The 15126-nt window shown below is 71.1% G+C and carries 13 protein-coding genes; 6 read left to right on the plus strand and 7 right to left on the minus strand.

The window, feature by feature from the left end:
- The first annotated feature begins 2 nt into the window (after nt 1–2).
- From EZ242_RS08910 to EZ242_RS08920, 3 genes are all read left to right on the plus strand, one after another.
- Complete coding sequence (locus EZ242_RS08910) at nt 3–2438, plus strand: ligase-associated DNA damage response DEXH box helicase (protein ID WP_135284781.1); 2436 nt, start codon at nt 3–5, stop codon at nt 2436–2438.
- Nucleotides 2439–2589: 151 nt separating this feature from the next.
- Complete coding sequence (locus EZ242_RS08915; protein ID WP_135284782.1) at nt 2590–4194, plus strand: BON domain-containing protein; 1605 nt, start codon at nt 2590–2592, stop codon at nt 4192–4194.
- A gap of 255 nt (nt 4195–4449) precedes the next feature.
- Nucleotides 4450–5187, plus strand: coding sequence for a hypothetical protein (locus EZ242_RS08920; RefSeq protein WP_205960624.1), 738 nt, complete (start codon nt 4450–4452; stop codon nt 5185–5187).
- 10 nt (nt 5188–5197) lie between these two features.
- Here the strand turns inward: EZ242_RS08920 and EZ242_RS08925 are convergent, their stop codons facing one another.
- The 7 genes from EZ242_RS08925 to EZ242_RS08955 form a co-directional block, all read right to left on the minus strand.
- Nucleotides 5198–7576, minus strand: a complete 2379-nt coding sequence (locus EZ242_RS08925) for an adenosylcobalamin-dependent ribonucleoside-diphosphate reductase (protein WP_135284783.1) — start codon at nt 7574–7576, stop codon at nt 5198–5200.
- 14 nt (nt 7577–7590) lie between these two features.
- Nucleotides 7591–8649 carry a zinc-binding metallopeptidase family protein gene (locus EZ242_RS08930; protein ID WP_135284784.1) on the minus strand — a complete coding sequence of 353 codons (1059 nt, stop codon included), beginning with the start codon at nt 8647–8649 and terminating at the stop codon, nt 7591–7593.
- 40 nt (nt 8650–8689) lie between these two features.
- Complete coding sequence (locus EZ242_RS08935) at nt 8690–9007, minus strand: BON domain-containing protein (RefSeq protein WP_135284785.1); 318 nt, start codon at nt 9005–9007, stop codon at nt 8690–8692.
- Nucleotides 9008–9059: 52 nt separating this feature from the next.
- Nucleotides 9060–9665 carry a hypothetical protein gene (locus EZ242_RS08940; RefSeq protein ID WP_135284786.1) on the minus strand — a complete coding sequence of 202 codons (606 nt, stop codon included), beginning with the start codon at nt 9663–9665 and terminating at the stop codon, nt 9060–9062.
- Nucleotides 9662–10033 carry a phage holin family protein gene (locus tag EZ242_RS08945; RefSeq protein WP_135284787.1) on the minus strand — a complete coding sequence of 124 codons (372 nt, stop codon included), beginning with the start codon at nt 10031–10033 and terminating at the stop codon, nt 9662–9664. The genes EZ242_RS08940 and EZ242_RS08945 overlap by 4 nt, the downstream gene beginning before the upstream one ends.
- A gap of 17 nt (nt 10034–10050) precedes the next feature.
- Nucleotides 10051–10356, minus strand: coding sequence for a hypothetical protein (locus EZ242_RS08950; RefSeq protein WP_135284788.1), 306 nt, complete (start codon nt 10354–10356; stop codon nt 10051–10053).
- Between the two features lie 175 nt (nt 10357–10531).
- Nucleotides 10532–11908 carry a CHASE3 domain-containing protein gene (locus EZ242_RS08955; RefSeq protein WP_135284789.1) on the minus strand — a complete coding sequence of 459 codons (1377 nt, stop codon included), beginning with the start codon at nt 11906–11908 and terminating at the stop codon, nt 10532–10534.
- 117 nt (nt 11909–12025) lie between these two features.
- Between EZ242_RS08955 and EZ242_RS08960 the strand changes: the two genes are divergently transcribed.
- The 3 genes from EZ242_RS08960 to EZ242_RS08970 all read left to right on the plus strand — a co-directional run bounded on the left by EZ242_RS08960 (nt 12026) and on the right by EZ242_RS08970 (nt 15123).
- The gene (locus EZ242_RS08960; RefSeq protein WP_135284790.1) at nt 12026–12658 is read left to right on the plus strand and encodes a response regulator; all 633 of its coding nucleotides are present in this window, start codon (nt 12026–12028) and stop codon (nt 12656–12658) included.
- A gap of 240 nt (nt 12659–12898) precedes the next feature.
- Nucleotides 12899–13078 carry a hypothetical protein gene (locus EZ242_RS08965; protein ID WP_135284791.1) on the plus strand — a complete coding sequence of 60 codons (180 nt, stop codon included), beginning with the start codon at nt 12899–12901 and terminating at the stop codon, nt 13076–13078.
- Nucleotides 13079–13086: 8 nt separating this feature from the next.
- Complete coding sequence (locus EZ242_RS08970) at nt 13087–15123, plus strand: AsmA family protein (protein ID WP_167784698.1); 2037 nt, start codon at nt 13087–13089, stop codon at nt 15121–15123.
- Nucleotides 15124–15126 lie beyond the last annotated feature (3 nt).

Raw genomic sequence — 15126 nt, forward strand, 5'->3', positions numbered from 1 at the left:
AAGTGAAGCGCGCCCTGGCGTCGCAGTGGCTGGCCGCACGCGGCTGGAAGCCCTTCGCCTTCCAGCGCGAGGTCTGGCGCCACGTGGCGGCCGGGCGCAGCGGGCTGCTGCATGCGAGCACCGGGGCCGGCAAGACCTATGCGGTGTGGCTGGGCATCGTGCAGGCCGTGGCGGGCGAGGCGTCCGGCACGGCCCCGGGCCTGCGCGTGCTGTGGATCACGCCCATGCGCGCCCTGGCCTCGGACACGGCCAAGGCCCTGGCCGAGCCGCTGAGCGATCTGCTGCCCGCGTGGTCGCTGGGCCTGCGCACCGGCGACACGCCCTCGGCCGAGCGCGCGCGCCAGGACCGGCGCCTGCCGCAGGTTCTGGTGACCACGCCGGAGTCGCTGAGCCTGCTGCTCTCGCGCGAGAACGCGCGCGCGGAGCTGGGGGGCGTGTCCCATGTGGTGGTGGACGAGTGGCACGAGCTCCTGGGCAGCAAGCGCGGCGTGCAGGTGCAGCTGGCGCTGGCGCGGCTGCGCGTGTGGAACCCGGCGCTGGTGAGCTGGGGCCTGTCGGCCACGCTGGGCGACATGGCGCTGGCCGCGCAGGCCTTGTGCGGCCCCGGCAGCGAGCCCGCGCGGGTGCAGGGCAAGGTGCACAAGGACCTGGTGATCGACACCCTGCTGCCGCCCGACCCCGGCCGCCATGCCTGGGCGGGGCACCTGGGCGCGCAGATGCAGCAGCCCGTGGCCGAGGAGATCGCGCGCTCGGGGACCACGCTGGTCTTCACCAACGTGCGCTCGCAGGCCGAGATCTGGTACCAGCTGCTGCTGCAGGCGCGCCCGGACTGGGCCGGCGAGATCGCGCTGCACCACGGCTCTCTGGACCGCGCCACGCGCGACTGGGTCGAGGACGGCCTCAAGCAGGGGCGCCTGAAGGCCGTGGTGGCCACCTCCTCGCTGGACCTCGGCGTGGACTTCCTGCCGGTCGAACGCGTGCTGCAGATCGGCTCGGCCAAGGCGGTGGCGCGCATGCTGCAGCGCGCCGGGCGCAGCGGCCATGCGCCGGGCCGCCGCAGCCGGCTGACGCTGGTGCCCACGAATGCCCTGGAGCTGGTGGAAGCCGCGGCCGTGCGGCGGGCCATGCGGGCGGGGCAGCTGGAAAGCCGCGAACCGCCGGACAAGCCGCTGGACGTGCTGGTGCAGCACCTGGTCACCCTGGCCCTGGGCGGCGGCTTCCACGAGGACGCCGTGTTCGAGGAAGTTCGCGCGGCGTATTCGTACCGCCAGCTCACGCGCGAGGAGTTCGACTGGGCCATGGCCTTCTGCGCGCGCGGCGGCCAGAGCCTGACCGCCTACCCGGACTACCACCGCATCGCGCGGGACGAGGAGGGCCTGTGGCGCGTGCCGGACCGCGGCATCGCGCGGCGCCACCGCATGGGCATCGGCACCATCGTGAGCGACGCGAACCTGCAGGTGAAGTACGTGGGCGGCGCCACGCTGGGCACCATGGAGGAAGGCTTCATCGCCCGACTGCGGCCCGGCGACTGCTTCTACTTCGCCGGGCGCCTGCTGGAGTTCGTGCGCCTGCGCGAGATGGTGGCCTACGTGCGCCGGCCCACGCGCAGCAAGGGGACGGTTCCCACCTGGCAGGGCAGCAAGATGGCGCTGTCGGCGCAGATGGGGCGGGCAGTGCTGGAGGTGATGCAGCTGGCCGCCGACGGGCGCTTCCCGGACCCGGAGCTCAAGGCCGCGCGGCCCATGCTGCAGACGCAGGCGCGCCTCTCACGCCTGCCCACGCCCGACACGCTGCTGGTGGAAAGCCTGCGATCGCGCGAAGGGCAGCATGTGTTCATCCATCCCTTCGCGGGCCGCCACGTGCACCTGGGCCTGGCGAGCCTCCTGGCCTGGCGCCTCGCGCGCGAGCGGCCCAACACCTTCAGCCTGTCGGTGAACGACTACGGCTTCGAGCTGCTCGCGGCCGAGCCCTTCGCGCTGGACGATTTGCTGGCCGGACGCCTGTTCGAGGACGGCGAGCTGCTGCACGACGTGCTCGCCTCGCTGAACGCCTCGGAGATGGCGCGGCGGCGCTTCCGCGAGATCGCGCGCATCGCCGGCCTGGTGTTCACCGGCTACCCGGGCCAGCCGCGCAGCGCGCGCCAGCTGCAGGCGAGCAGCGGCCTCTTCTACGAAGTGTTCCGCAAGTGGGACGCGGGCAACCTCCTCATCACCCAGGCCGAGCGCGAAGTGCTGGGGCAGGAGCTGGAGATCACGCGCCTGGCGGCGACGCTGGCGCGCATGCGGGTGCAGCGCATCGAGCATGTGGGGCTGGCGACGGCCAGTCCGCTGAGCCTGCCGCTCATGGTGGAGCGCTTTCGCGAGAAGCTAACGACCGAGCAGCTCTCCGAGCGGCTGGACCGCATGCTGCGCGCGATGGAGGCCGAGTCCACGCGCTGACGGCAGGCCGGACGGAACGCAGGCCGGCGCTTGCGTTTGTCCTACGGGCAGATGGCATGGTGTCCAACGCCGGCAGCTCGGGACGCGGCCAACATCGGGTCCACCCGAGGGCGCACCCCGTCGCGCCCCGCATGTCCCCAAGGAGTGACCCATGAAATTCAACCGCTACAAGACCCTGACCGCGGCCTCGTCCGCTGCCGTGCTGCTGGCCCTGGTGGGCTGCGGCGACCGCGAGATCGAAACCACCTCCGTCACGCCGACGACGACCGGCCAGCCCGTGGCCGCCGCGCCGGTGGTTACCGCGCCCGACGCGAACCTGCCTGCGACGCAGGCCGCAGCGCAGCCGGAAGCCGAGGAGCGCCCCGTGCAGCAGGCCGTGGAGCAGGCGCAGCAGGAGACGCAGCAGACGCTGAACCAGGCCGAGAACCAGGCCCAGCAGGCCTTGCAGGAAGCGCAGAAGACCACCAGCCAGGCCATGGAGACCGCCAGCGAGCAGGTCAAGCAGGAGTTCAACCAGGCGCAGCAGCAGACCACCGAGACCCTGCAGGAAGCCAAGGGCGAGGCGCAGCAGGCGGCGCAGGAAATCCGCCAGGACTACGCGCAGCTGCAGCAGGAAATGCAGCAGGCCCGCGAGGAGCTGAAGCAGGCGCGTGAAGACCTGGCGCAGGCGCGCCAGGAGGCCCAGCAGAACGTGCAGGAGGCTCGCACCGAGGCGCAGCAGAACCTGCAGGAAGCGCGTCGTGATGCCCAGGAGACCGTGGCCGAGGCGCGCCAGGAAAGCCAGTCCAACCTGCAGGACGCGCGCCAGGAGGTCCGCAGCCAAGCGCAGGACGTGCGTCAGGACATGAGCCAGGCCCGCACGGAGATCGCGCAGGCCACGCCGCCGCAGCAGGATCGTGACACGGCCAGCGCCGGCGCCTCGGCCTCGCAGGGCTCCGACAAAGGCGTGAACTGGCAGGACCAGAAGATGGAACGCGCCGAATCACCCGAGCGCGCGACCATGGCCATGGGCAGCTCCGGCTCGACCTCGGCGCAGGGCAGCAGCGCCGCATCGTCCTCCCAAGGCAGCGGCAGCGCCGACAAGGCGGCCACGAGCGACTCGGGCACGAAGTCCATGGGCGCCGCGGGTGCCTCGGGCTCGTCCGACACGGCACGCACCGGCATCACCGGCGAGATCAACGACGCCCAGATCACCGCCAAGGTGAACACCGGCCTGTCGGTGGACAAGCGCCTGAGCGCCACCGGCATCAACGTGGACACCGAAGCTGGCGTGGTCACGCTCAAGGGCAATGCGCCGACGCAGGAAGCCAAGCAGCGGGCCGGGGAGATCGCCCGCTATGTGGCCGGCGTGAAGGACGTGAAGAACGAGCTCGAGATCAAGCAGGACACGGCCGGCACCGGCTCGGGTTCCTCGACCATGGGCGCAGGCGCGTCCTCGGGCAGCACCGGCTCGGGCACCTCGAGCATGGGCGCGGCCTCGTCGAGCGCGGACAAGTCCTCCTCCAGCAGCGCCGGCGGAATGAATGCCGACGGCACGGCGGCCGACCTGACCATCACCACCAAGGTGACGACGGGCCTGTCCGTGGACCGGGACCTGGGCGACAAGCGCCTGGACGTGGCGACCAAGGAGCGCGTGGTGACCCTCAAGGGCACCGTGCCCTCGGAAGAGGCCAAGAAGCGCGCCGCCGAGATCGCGGGCAACGTGGAGAACGTCAAGGAAGTGAAGAACGAGCTGAAGGTGGTCAAGTCCAGCTGACGTTCGGCATGCGGCGGGCCTGAACGGTCCGCCTCACGTGCGCATCATGGCCGGGTGGCGTCACGCTGCCCGGCCATTCTTTCGTCCCGTGTGCGGACCGGTGCTCAGCCCAGGCTCTTGTCTTTTCCTACGCGCGCTGTCGCGCCGTGCCCACCCGGGCGGGGCGGCGGGCGCCGCAGCATGGTCCGGCCATGCGACTTGTCTGCTGTTCCAGCACGGAGAAAGGGGCTGCCCATGCCGGAGGCTGAGGGCGCCATGGCACTCGACGGGGTGGCGGCCGGCATCGTGTTCGCCTTCGCGCTGGTGCATGCCTACGGCGGGCGCCTGCGCTTTCTCAGCCGCACGCCGCGCAGCGTGTGGCTGTCCGTGGGTGGCGGGGTCTCGGTGGCCTACGTCTTCCTGCACCTGTTGCCGGACCTGCAGCGCAGCCAGCAGCGCCTGGAGCAGATGCTGGAAATCGGCGGCTGGCTGAACCACCACATCTACCTGATGGCGCTGGCGGGCCTGACCCTGTTCTACGGGCTGGAGCGCCTGGCCTGCCGCTCGCGCGGCGGCGGGGTCGGCATCGACGAGGGGCAGTCCACGCCGCAAGGCGTGTACACGCTGCACATCTCGGCCTTCGCCATCTACAACTTCGCCGTCGGCGTGCTGCTGGCCACGCGGGAGGAGGGCAGCCTCGGCGAGCTGGTCCTCTACGGCGTGGCCCTGGCGCTGCACTTCCTCGTCAACGACTACGGGCTGCGCAACCACCATCGCGCCCGCTACCAGCGCCACGGCCGCTGGCTGCTGGCGGCGGCCGTGGTGCTGGGCTGGCTCACCGGGCTGTTCGCGCCCCTGCCGCCGCTGACGGTGGAGGTGGCCGTCGCGCTGCTGGCCGGCGGCATCGTCATGAACGTGATGAAGGAGGAACTGCCGGGCGAGCGGGAGAGCCGGTTCAGCGCGTTCCTGGCGGGCGTGGTGCTGTACGGGGCCTTGCTGGTGTCGGTGGGTTGAGCGGGCACGCTCAGCCGCAGCTGCCGAGATAGCCGCACTGGCCACACCAGTCGCAGCCGTCGCGCCGCACCAGCGCGTGCGCGCCGCACTCCGGGCAGCGCCGCCCGCCGGCGTCCGCAGCCACCACGCTGGGCGCGGGCTCGGGCGTTGCCAGGCCGGGCACGGAGGCGTCCGAACGCCGGGCGATGATGTTCTGCACCGCATACGCGATGGCCGCCACCTCGGAGTCGTGCCAGCGCGGGACCTCGGTGCCGTCGGCGCGCCGCAGCGTCCCCAGGCGCACGGGCCCCTGGTCCCAGGCGACCTTGCGCATGTCGGACAGCGCGCGCTCCAGGAAGCCGCCGCGCGCGGCCAGCGAGAGCATGCGCATGCAGGCCGAAATCCATTGCTGCGATTCGCTGCGCTGGCCCACCGGCATGAAGAACTCGATGGCCCGTTCGCGCCCGCCCTCCACGGGCAGGAAGGACACCAGCAGGTACAGGGTCTGGCGGCCCTCGCGGGTCCAGTACTCGATCTTCTCGGCCACCGCGGGCAGCGCGCCGGGCGGGCGGCGGGCGATCACGGCGCGCATGGGGTCGGAAGCAGGCTCGTCCGGCGCGGCTTGGGCCGTCTCCAGCACCGCGCCGCGGCCGGCGCTGGGGCGGTAGGTGGACAGGCCCTTGAGGCCGCTGGCCCAGGCGGTCCGGTACAGGTCCTGGAACGACTCCCAGGGGCAGTCGGCCGGCACGTTCACCGTCTTGGAGATGCCGGTGTCGATGAAGGGCTGCACTGCCGCGACCATGGCCAGGTGGTCCGCTGGCGCGAGTTCCAGGGCCGAGACGAAGGCCGGCGGGAGCGGCGCCTCCTCGCCCGCCAGGGACCGCCACAGGCGAAAGGCGTGGTCCTGCACCTGGTAGACGGTGGTGCTGCCGTCCGGCTCCCGCTTGTGGCGCCGGTAGGTCCAGGCAAAGGGCGGCTCGATGCCGTTGGAGGCGTTGTCCGCGAAGGCCAGGCTCACGGTGCCCGTGGGCGCGATGGACAGCAGGTGGCTGTTGCGGATACCGTGCTTCGCAATGGCCTCGCGCAGCGGTGCGTCCAGGCGCGAGGCGAAGCTGCCCGGGCGCAGGTAGCCTTCGGCGCGAAAGGCCGCAAAGGGGCCTTTCTCCTGCGCCAGCGCCACCGAGGCGCGGTAGGCCGCATCGCGCATGTGGCGGGCGATGCGCGCGGCCATGGCGCGGCCCGCATCGTTGTCGTAGCGCAGGCCCAGCATGGCCAGGGTGTTGCCCAGGCCCGTGAAGCCCACGCCGATGCGCCGCTTGGCCATTGCCTCCTCGCGCTGCTGGGGCAGGGGCCAGAAGCTCAGCGCCAGCACGTTGTCCAGCGCGCGCACCTGCACGGCCACGGCCTGCTCGAAGGCCGCGAAGTCGAATTGCGCCACGCCGTCCAGGCCGAAGGGGTGGCGCACGAAGCGGGGCAGGATGAGGGGGCCGAGGTCGCAGCAGCCATAGGCCGGCAGCGGCTGCTCGCCGCAGGGGTTGGTCGCGGCGATCTGCTCGCAGTAGGCGAGGTTGTTGTCGCGGGCGATGGCGTCGAGGAACAGCACGCCGGGTTCGGCGGTGTCGTAGGTCGAGCGCATGACCTCGTCCCACAGCGTGCGGGCGGGCAGGTGGCGGTAGACCCACAGGCCGTCCTCGCGCTGGTGCGCGCCGGCCGCGAGCTGCGCCGGGCCGGGGCGCGCGCGGTGGACGAGCGGCCAGTCGGCGCCGGCCGCGAGCGCCTGCATGAAGGCGTCGGGCACGCCGACGGAGACGTTGAAGTTGCGCCAGCGCGCCGGGTCGTGCTTGGCTGCGACGAAGGCCTGGATGTCCGGGTGGTCGATGCGCAGCACGCCCATCTGCGCGCCGCGGCGGGCGCCGGCGCTTTCCACCGTGGCACAGGAGCGGTCGAAGACGTCCATGTAGCTGCAGGGCCCGCTCGCGACCGAGCCGGTGCCGCCGACATGAGCGCCGTGCGGCCGGATGCGCGAGAAGTCGTAGCCGACGCCACCGCCGCGGCGCAGGGTCTCGGCGGCTTCGCGCAGCGCCTCGTAGATGCCGGGCTGGCCCTCGTCGTCGCGACCCTGGATGCTGTCGCCCACCGGTTGCACGAAGCAATTGATCAGGGTGGCGTCCAGTCCGCTGCCGGCGGCGCTCATGATGCGTCCGGCGCCGATGGCACCCGCCTGCAGGTTGGCCAGGAAGCGCGCCTGCCACTCGCCTTGCAGGGCCGGGGCCTCGACGCTGGCCAGCGCGCGGGCGACGCGCGCGAACACCTCGGCTTCGCTGCGCTCGTCGCCCTTGCAGTACTTCTCGCGCAGCACGACCTCGCTGATGTCCTGCGGGGCCGGCACGGGGGCGGGTTCGCGCTGCATGGCCGCTCCCGCCATCAGCGCGGCGCAGCCTGGGCGTGGATCAGGTCGTGCACGAAGTGCAGCTTGTCCAGCGCCGCCGGGCTTGGCGCGAAGGGATAGGCATCCTCCTGGCCGAGGCTGCGCGTGAGGCTGTTGACGAGGACCGTGAGCGGCAGCCAGTGGCGCAGCAGCGAATCGAAGTCCAGCGGCGCACCGGCGAAGGGGTCCGGCACCTGCTCGGTCTCGAAGCCCGGCAGGGCCAGCTGCGTCTGGAATGACGAGGCCGTCTCCATCAGGTCCACCAGGTGCAGGTAGTGCGCCCAGGTTTCCGCCCAGTCTTCCCAGGGGTGTGAGGTGGCATAGGCGCTCACGTGCCGCTCCTGCCACCCCGCGGGAGGACCGTGGGTGTAGTGGCGGTCGAGCGCGGCCGCGTAGTCGGCGCGCTCGTCGCCGAAGGCGCGGCGGAAGTCCTCGTGGCGGCCGGCCTGGTCGATCAGCTGCTCCCAGTAGAAGTGGCCGGACTCGTGGCGCAGATGCCCCAGGAGGGTGCGATAGGGCTCGTGCAGCGCCAGCCGCCGGCGCACGCGCTCGTCGTCGTCGGCTTCGGCCACGTTGAGCGTGATGACGCCGTCACTATGCCCAGTGAGCACCGGCTCGTGGGGCAGGTTGGCGAGGAAGTGGAAACGCGGTCCGGTCGACTCGCCCCCCGCAGGCCGCGTGTCCACCAGGCCCAGCCGCGCCAGCGTGAAGAAGAGGCGCCGCTTGGCGACCTCGATGCGGAACCACCGCCGGCGGTTGTCGGGGATGGACAGGTCCGGGAGCCTGCGCGTCTGCCGGCAGGAGACGCACAGGGGATTGGGGTCGTCCGCGGCAACGCCGAAGTTGCAGGCGCGCGTGCGCGTGTGTTCGCAGGGACGCCAGCGGCCCGGGTCCGCGCCGCCCTTGCGGCGCCACGTGCCCGCGACCTCTGCGGGCTCGATCGCGCACAGGGCCATGCGATCGGGCAGGAAGGCGAGCTCACTGCTGCAACGCAGGCACCTGACGTTCTCGAAGAACAGTGCGTTGCCGCAGTGGTCGCAGCGGAAGATCCTCATGCCCGCATGGTATGCGGGATGAGGACCGAAGACCCGTCGGTCAGGGCCGCACGATCAGGTTGTTCACGACTTGGCGCACGCCGGGCGTGGTGCGGGCGAGCGCCTCGGCCTGGGCCTTCTCGGACGGCGACTTGGCGAAGCCGGACAGGGCGACGATGCCGTCGAGCGTGTCGACGTTGATCGACATGCCGCCGGTGGTGCGGTCTTCCAGCAGCTTGGCCTTGACGCGGGCGGTGGTGACCTTGTCGTCCACGTAGCCGCCGACGGTGGTCTGGTCGCGCGCGACCGAGCAGCCGGCGGTGGTGAGGACGGCCAGGCCGGTCATGGCGGCCAGGAGGACGATACGGGCTTGTTTCATTGAAGACTCCTTGTTGATGATGGTGTGTGCTGCGGGAAAGCGCGGTGCGGCGTCAGGGCGGCGGCGGCATGGTGGGCTCCTCCTCGCCGGGGCCGTAGACCGCGGCGATGAGCGCCGAGGACAGCTGGGGCGAACGCAGGGCCGCCAGGGCCAATCCACTCAGCGAGATGAGGCGCCAGGGCCGCGCCACCCAGATCACGGCGCCGACAGCAGCCGACGCGGCCAGGAAGGTGAAGGGTCGGCGCTGTGCATAGGAGGACAGGGCAGGGGTCGCGAGTTCGACCACGAGCCGCGCGGGATGGTGCTGCCAGTAGGCGCGGCCCGCCTCCCCCAGCCCGGCGAAGCGGCCGCTGAAGAGGCGGTGCGCACGCTCGGCGTGGCGAGCCGCCGGGTCCGACTCGGCCCCCGGTCCCGCATAGTCCAGCGCTTCGGCCCGGTCGGCCGCCTCGATGCGCGCCTCGGCGGCGGCCTGCTCGAAAGGTTCGTTGGCCTTGCGCACTTCGGGCGATGGCGAGGGCCCCGCGGAGCGCGACAAGCCGGCGGCCTGCGCCGCCTTGTTCAGCGCCGAGCGGATCATGCCGGGGCTTTCCTGCTTGCGCTGGATGTGCTCCAGGATGGCCAGGCGCGACTGCTCCAGGCGGTGGCTGTTTTCGCTCATGACTGCGCCCCCAGGGTGTGCAGGGCCTGCGCGTCGGCATTGAGCTGCGAGCGAAGCTCCTTGAAGGCGCCATTGGGCAGCTTCTTCTTGGCTTCGAGGCCGGCGACGATGGCGATCACGAGGAAGACCCCGGGAACGACCAGCAGCATCCAGTGGAAGCCCGCGATCGCCCCCAGCATGGCGGCGACGCCCGCCAGCACGAGGAAGACGAGCAGGCACACGGCGGCGAGCACGCCAGCGACCGCTCGCTTGGCCAGCTCGGAGCCGACGTCCCGCGCCTCGTCGCGCACCAGGCCTGCGTAGCTCGAAAGATGGTCGGCCACGAGCTCGGGCTTCCTGAGCAGGACCGAGAAGATGGGATGGAACATGGTCGGGCCGTCCGCGCTCAGTCGTAGTAGCGGCGGCGGCGGGCCGTGAGCACGACCGCCATGACCAGGGCGCCGACCGCGGCGGCCATCATGGCGGCCTTCACCGGCTGCTCGGCGACGTAGCGCGTCGTGGCATCGGCATACACGCCGGCCTGGCGCTGCGCCGCCCCGGCGCGGTCGGCCACGCCGTAGCGCAGGTCCCGCATGCGTTCGGCCGTGCGCTCCAGCGCCTGCGCGGCGTAGTCCCGCGCGGTATCGACGGCGCGATGCGCCGATGCGCTCGCCTGGTCGGCGTACTGACTGCTCTTGCTGCGGTTGAACATGGCGGATCCTCTCGTCCTGGTTGTTGGTGTTCCGCCCGCGAGGGCGGCGAGGTGAAATGGCACGACACGAGGGTACGGCTCAAGGTCAGCCGTCCCCGATAAGCATCGGGCGTGAGTGCTTGTCGGCAGGTGCGGGGTGGCCTCGTAGGAGCCCACCGACGCGCTGACGAGCAGTTCAGGAGCTTGCGGTGGGGGCCTGCAGCGGCTTGGCTTCGGGCGTCTGCGGCAGCACGGCCAGCACCCGCGTGCCCTTGCCGCGTTCGGAGGTGACGGTCAGGCGCCCTCCGGCGGCCTCGACCCGGTGGCGCATGCCCGCCAGGCCATGCGTGGAAGGCCGGATGCCGCCCACGTCGAAGCCCTGTCCGTCGTCGCGCACGCTGACCTCCACCACGTTGGTGTAGGCATGCACGCTCACCTCGACATGCCGGGCCTGCGCGTACTTGGCGACGTTGGTGAGCGACTCCTGGACCAGCCGGTACGCGGTCAGTTGCCGCGCCTCGTCCAGTTCCACCGGCTCCAGGCTGGTGGCGACCTCCACGCCCGCCTGCTCGGAGAACTCGCGCGCCAGGATCTCCAGCGAGGAGGACAGGCCCAGGTTGGTGAGCGAGGACGGCCGCAGGTCCTCGATGATCCGGCGTTTGAGGGCGATGCCGCTGTTGAGCGTGTCGGTCAGGTGCTGCAGGCGCTGCGACACCTCGGGTGCAGGCGTGCCCAGGCGCGACTTGAGTCGCGCCACGTCCAGCTTGGCGGCGGTGAGCAGCGCGCCCAGCTCGTCGTGCAGCTCGCGCGCGAGGTGGCCGCGCTCCTGCTCGCGCACCTGCTGCAGGTGGGTGGCCAGTTCGCGCAGGGAGGCCGTGCGTTCGCGCACCTGCTGCTCCAGCAGGTCGCGCTCGGCCTGCAGCGCGTCCTGCTGCCGCTCGCCCGCGGCCTTGAGGGCATTGGTCTGGCGCAGGTACATGTAGAACGCGAAGAGCGCGACGAAAGCGACCAGGCCGATCCCCACGCGGGCCAGCAGGAGCGAGCGGCGCACCTGCTCCTGGCTCGCCTCGATGCGCGCGGTGGCGGTGTCCACCAGCTCGGCGACCTGCGTGCGGATCGCGTCCATGTGCCGCATGCCCATGTCCGTCATCAGCACGAACTTCCAGGCGTCGTCGTTGCCCTGCTGGCGCATCCGCACCAGCAGGTCCATCTCGGCCAGCTTGCGCTGTACCTCGCGCGAAATCTCCACCAGGGTAGCCCGCGCCTGCGGCTGGCCTGCGTAGACGCTGCGCAATTCGTCCAGGTGCTCGCCGATTTCCGCCACGGCGCGCTCATAGGGCTCCAGGTACTTGGGCTCGCCCGTGAGAAGGAAGCCGCGCGAGCCGGTTTCGGCGTCGAGCACCAGCTGCATGGCCCGGTTGAGGGCGCCGCGGGTGCGGGCGGCATTGGTGATTTCGCTGAGCGCTGCGGTTGAGCGCAGGAAGCCGAGTTCGTTGATCGCGATGAGCGTCCCCAGCGCGACCACGGCAAGCAGCAAGGTGATCGCGGTACGAGGCCAGGCGCGCCGCGCCATCAGACCCGCTCCACGGCGCACCCGTTGTGCATAGAATCCAGGCTCGTCATGTTAAAAGGGTAGGACATTTCAGTCGCCCTCGGAGTCCCGAGCAACAGGCGAGGAAAGAGAAGAGACATGATCAAAGTCGGCATTGTGGATGACCACGCCATCGTCAGGTCGGGACTGAAGCAGTTCTTTTCCGAACAGGTGGATCTGCGCGTGGTGGGCGAAGCGGCCAGCGGCCGGGAGGCCATCGACCTGGTGCGCACCACCGAGCTGGACGTGCTGGTCATGGACCTGTCCATGCCCGGCCAGAGCGGCATCGATGCCCTGGGCATGATCCGCGCGAAGGCGCCCGACGTGGGGATCCTCATCCTCTCGGGCTACCCGGAGGAGCACTACGCGATGAACCTCATCCGGCAGGGCGCGAGTGGCTACCTCAACAAGGAATGCGAGCCCATGGAGATCGTCAACGCGATCCGCACCATCGCGCTGGGCCGTCGCTATATCTCCCCCGCCGTGGCCGAGCTGCTCGCGCAGCAGCTCAACCGCAAGGAAGGCGGCGCTCCGCACGAGCAGCTGTCCGAGCGCGAGTTCCAGGTGTTCCTCAAGCTGGCCAAGGGCGAGACGGCCGGCGACATTGCCAAGGCCCTGTCCCTGTCGGTCAAGACCGTGAGCACCTACCGCACGCGCCTGATGGAAAAGATGTCGCTCACCTCGAACAGCGACCTGACCTACTACGCCCTCAAGAACAAGCTGATCGACTGATCGCGTGAGTGAGTGAATCCACGGCGCAGGCCGATCAGGCGCCTGCGTTTCTCGCCGTCCCCCTGCGCGGCTGCGATGCTCGGCGGCAGCTCCAGCCGCTCGCTGCGATTCCTTCCTACCTTCCCGATTTTCGGCTGTAGGCACCGGCTCACAGTCCTTGGCGCGGCGCACCGACGGCGCTACAAATCCTCACCCCACACACTGCACGAAACAGCCGGCCCGCCGGCTTGAAGGTGTGCGGTGACCCTGAGGCTTTTCGTCGGTTCCCTGATGATCTTCTTCGGCACCCTGCTGCTGGCGGGGCTGCTGGCCCTCGGCGCGCCGGGTGGCTGGGGCATTCCGTCCCTGGACTTCGAGGCCTTCACGCAACCAGGGCCGCCGCCATGGCGCCTGCTGGTGTCCTGGCTGGAGCCGTCCTGAAGAGGCCCATGCGCGCCGATTCCGCTGCCCCCCACGGCGCCGCGCGCTGGCGTTGGCAGCGGATCCTGGCCTGGGCCCTCCTCATCCTCCTGCTGTTGGTCGCGCTGCCGGTCGTCTTCCCCTGGGACTGGATGCGCGGCCCGCTCAACCGCTACGTGTCCGAACGCACGGGGCGGCACTTCGAGATCACGCGGCGGCTGGACGTGCGCTTCGGTTTCCCGATTCGGGTGATCGCCGAGGGCCTGGTGGTCGGCAATCCCGAATGGGCGACCGAGCGGTACCTGGTCCAAGCCGAACGAGCCGAAGTGGAGATCAAGCTGCTGCCGCTCATCCTGCAGCGACGGCTGGAGCTGCCCTGGGTGTCGCTGCGGCGTCCTCGGCTGGGTCTGGAGCTGCTGCCCGACGGGCGCCGAAGCTGGAGCCTGGAGCGCGGCGAGGGCCGCGAACGGGGCATGCAGGTGGGCGCCATGGCCCTCGACCAGGGCAGCCTGCGCTTCATCGCGCCGCAGTACGGCGCCGACCTGCGCGCCGACTTCGTCCTGGAAGGGCAACCGAAGACACCGGACGCGGCCATGCTGCCGCTGAGCTTCCGCGGGGGAGGGCGCTGGCGCGGCGAATCGGTCGTGATCGAGGGACGGGCCGGCAACGTGCTGGCCCTGCGGCAAAGCGGCGCCGAGCCGTTCCCGGCGGAGATCTACGCCACCTCGGGCAAGAGCTCCCTGCGCGCGGCCGGACGCATCGGCAGCCTCGTGGGCTTCGAGGGCGCGGACATCACCCTGGCATTGAGCGGCCGCAACCTGGCCGACCTGAACGGTGTCACCGGCCTGGTACTGCCGGCCACGCCGGCCTACACGCTGGAGTCGCGGTTGCGCCACCAGGCGCAGCGCTGGCAGGCCACGGACCTGCGCGCCGTCATCGGACGCAGCCCGATCTCGGGTGAACTGGCCTACGACAACTCGGGTGACGTGCCGCAGCTCACCGGCTCCCTGCATTCACGTCGGCTGGACTTCGACGACCTGGCGCCGCTGGTGGGCCTGGATCGCAAGCCGGCACGCGGCGCCGCCCAGCGGAACGCGAAGGCGCCTGCGGCGTCCCCCCGGAGCGGTGACCGGGTGCTGCCGCAGACGCGCTTGAGCGTGGCCGCGCTCACGCGCATGAATGCCGACGTGCAGTTCTCGGCCGACCGCGTGGTCGATGCACGCCCCTTGCCACTGGACCGGATCGCCACCCACGTGCGGCTGCAGGACGGGGTGCTGACGCTGGATCCGCTGGAGTTCGGTATCGCGGGCGGGCGCGTGGCCGGTGATCTCCGCCTGGCCGGCGCGAGCCGGCCAGTCCAGGCACGCCTTCAACTGACGGCGCAGGGCCTGCGGCTGGACCGCATGTTCACCGCGGCCGAGCTGAACCGGGCCAGCGCGGGACAAGTGCGCGGCCGGCTCAGCCTGGCCGGGCAGGGCGACAGCGTGGCCGAGCTGCTGGGCAGCGCCTCCGGCGAAGTGGCGCTGCTGATGGGGCAAGGGCGGATCAGCAACCTGCTGCTGGAAATACTCGGCCTGGACGGTGCGGAGATCATCAAGTTCATGATGGGCCGGGACCAGCGCGTGCTCCTTCGCTGCGCGGCGGCGAACTTCGCGGTCGACAACGGCCTGATGAGCTCGCGCGCCCTGGTGCTGGACACGGCGGACACGGTGATCTACGGCCACGGCCTGATCCACCTGGGCAGCGAACGCGTGGAGCTGGAATTCCGTCCGTATCCCAAGGACCCGAGCATCCTCACGCTGCGCTCGCCGCTGAAGTTGACCGGAACGCTGGCCCAGCTGGATGCGAGCGTGGACCGCGCCGCCGTGGCCGGCCGCGCGGCCATTGCCGTGGCGCTGGCCGCGATCAACCCGCTGCTCGGCCTGGCTGCCACGGTGGAGACCGGGCCGGGCGAGGACGCCGACTGCGCGCAGGTGCTCAAGCAGGCGGCCATGCCGCGCCAGGAGCCGCCGGCACCGCCTGCTGCGCCGCCTGCTGCGCCACCGGCGCGGGGCAAACGCCCCTGAGGC

Source organism: Ramlibacter rhizophilus (assembly GCF_004681965.1).
GTDB classification, from domain to species: domain Bacteria; phylum Pseudomonadota; class Gammaproteobacteria; order Burkholderiales; family Burkholderiaceae_C; genus Ramlibacter; species Ramlibacter rhizophilus.

What these genes read in the sequence shown, in the direction of transcription:
- EZ242_RS08915 (WP_135284782.1), top strand. Translation starts at nt 2,590, where the DNA reads ATGAAATTCAACCGCTACAAGACCCTGACCGCGGCCTCGTCCGCTGCC.
- EZ242_RS08920 (WP_205960624.1), top strand. Translation starts at nt 4,450, where the DNA reads ATGGCACTCGACGGGGTGGCGGCCGGCATCGTGTTCGCCTTCGCGCTG.
- EZ242_RS08925 (WP_135284783.1), bottom strand. Translation starts at nt 7,576, where the DNA reads ATGCAGCGCGAACCCGCCCCCGTGCCGGCCCCGCAGGACATCAGCGAG.
- EZ242_RS08930 (WP_135284784.1), bottom strand. Translation starts at nt 8,649, where the DNA reads ATGAGGATCTTCCGCTGCGACCACTGCGGCAACGCACTGTTCTTCGAG.
- EZ242_RS08935 (WP_135284785.1), bottom strand. Translation starts at nt 9,007, where the DNA reads ATGAAACAAGCCCGTATCGTCCTCCTGGCCGCCATGACCGGCCTGGCC.
- EZ242_RS08940 (WP_135284786.1), bottom strand. Translation starts at nt 9,665, where the DNA reads ATGAGCGAAAACAGCCACCGCCTGGAGCAGTCGCGCCTGGCCATCCTG.
- EZ242_RS08945 (WP_135284787.1), bottom strand. Translation starts at nt 10,033, where the DNA reads ATGTTCCATCCCATCTTCTCGGTCCTGCTCAGGAAGCCCGAGCTCGTG.
- EZ242_RS08950 (WP_135284788.1), bottom strand. Translation starts at nt 10,356, where the DNA reads ATGTTCAACCGCAGCAAGAGCAGTCAGTACGCCGACCAGGCGAGCGCA.
- EZ242_RS08955 (WP_135284789.1), bottom strand. Translation starts at nt 11,908, where the DNA reads ATGGCGCGGCGCGCCTGGCCTCGTACCGCGATCACCTTGCTGCTTGCC.
- EZ242_RS08960 (WP_135284790.1), top strand. Translation starts at nt 12,026, where the DNA reads ATGATCAAAGTCGGCATTGTGGATGACCACGCCATCGTCAGGTCGGGA.
- EZ242_RS08970 (WP_167784698.1), top strand. Translation starts at nt 13,087, where the DNA reads ATGCGCGCCGATTCCGCTGCCCCCCACGGCGCCGCGCGCTGGCGTTGG.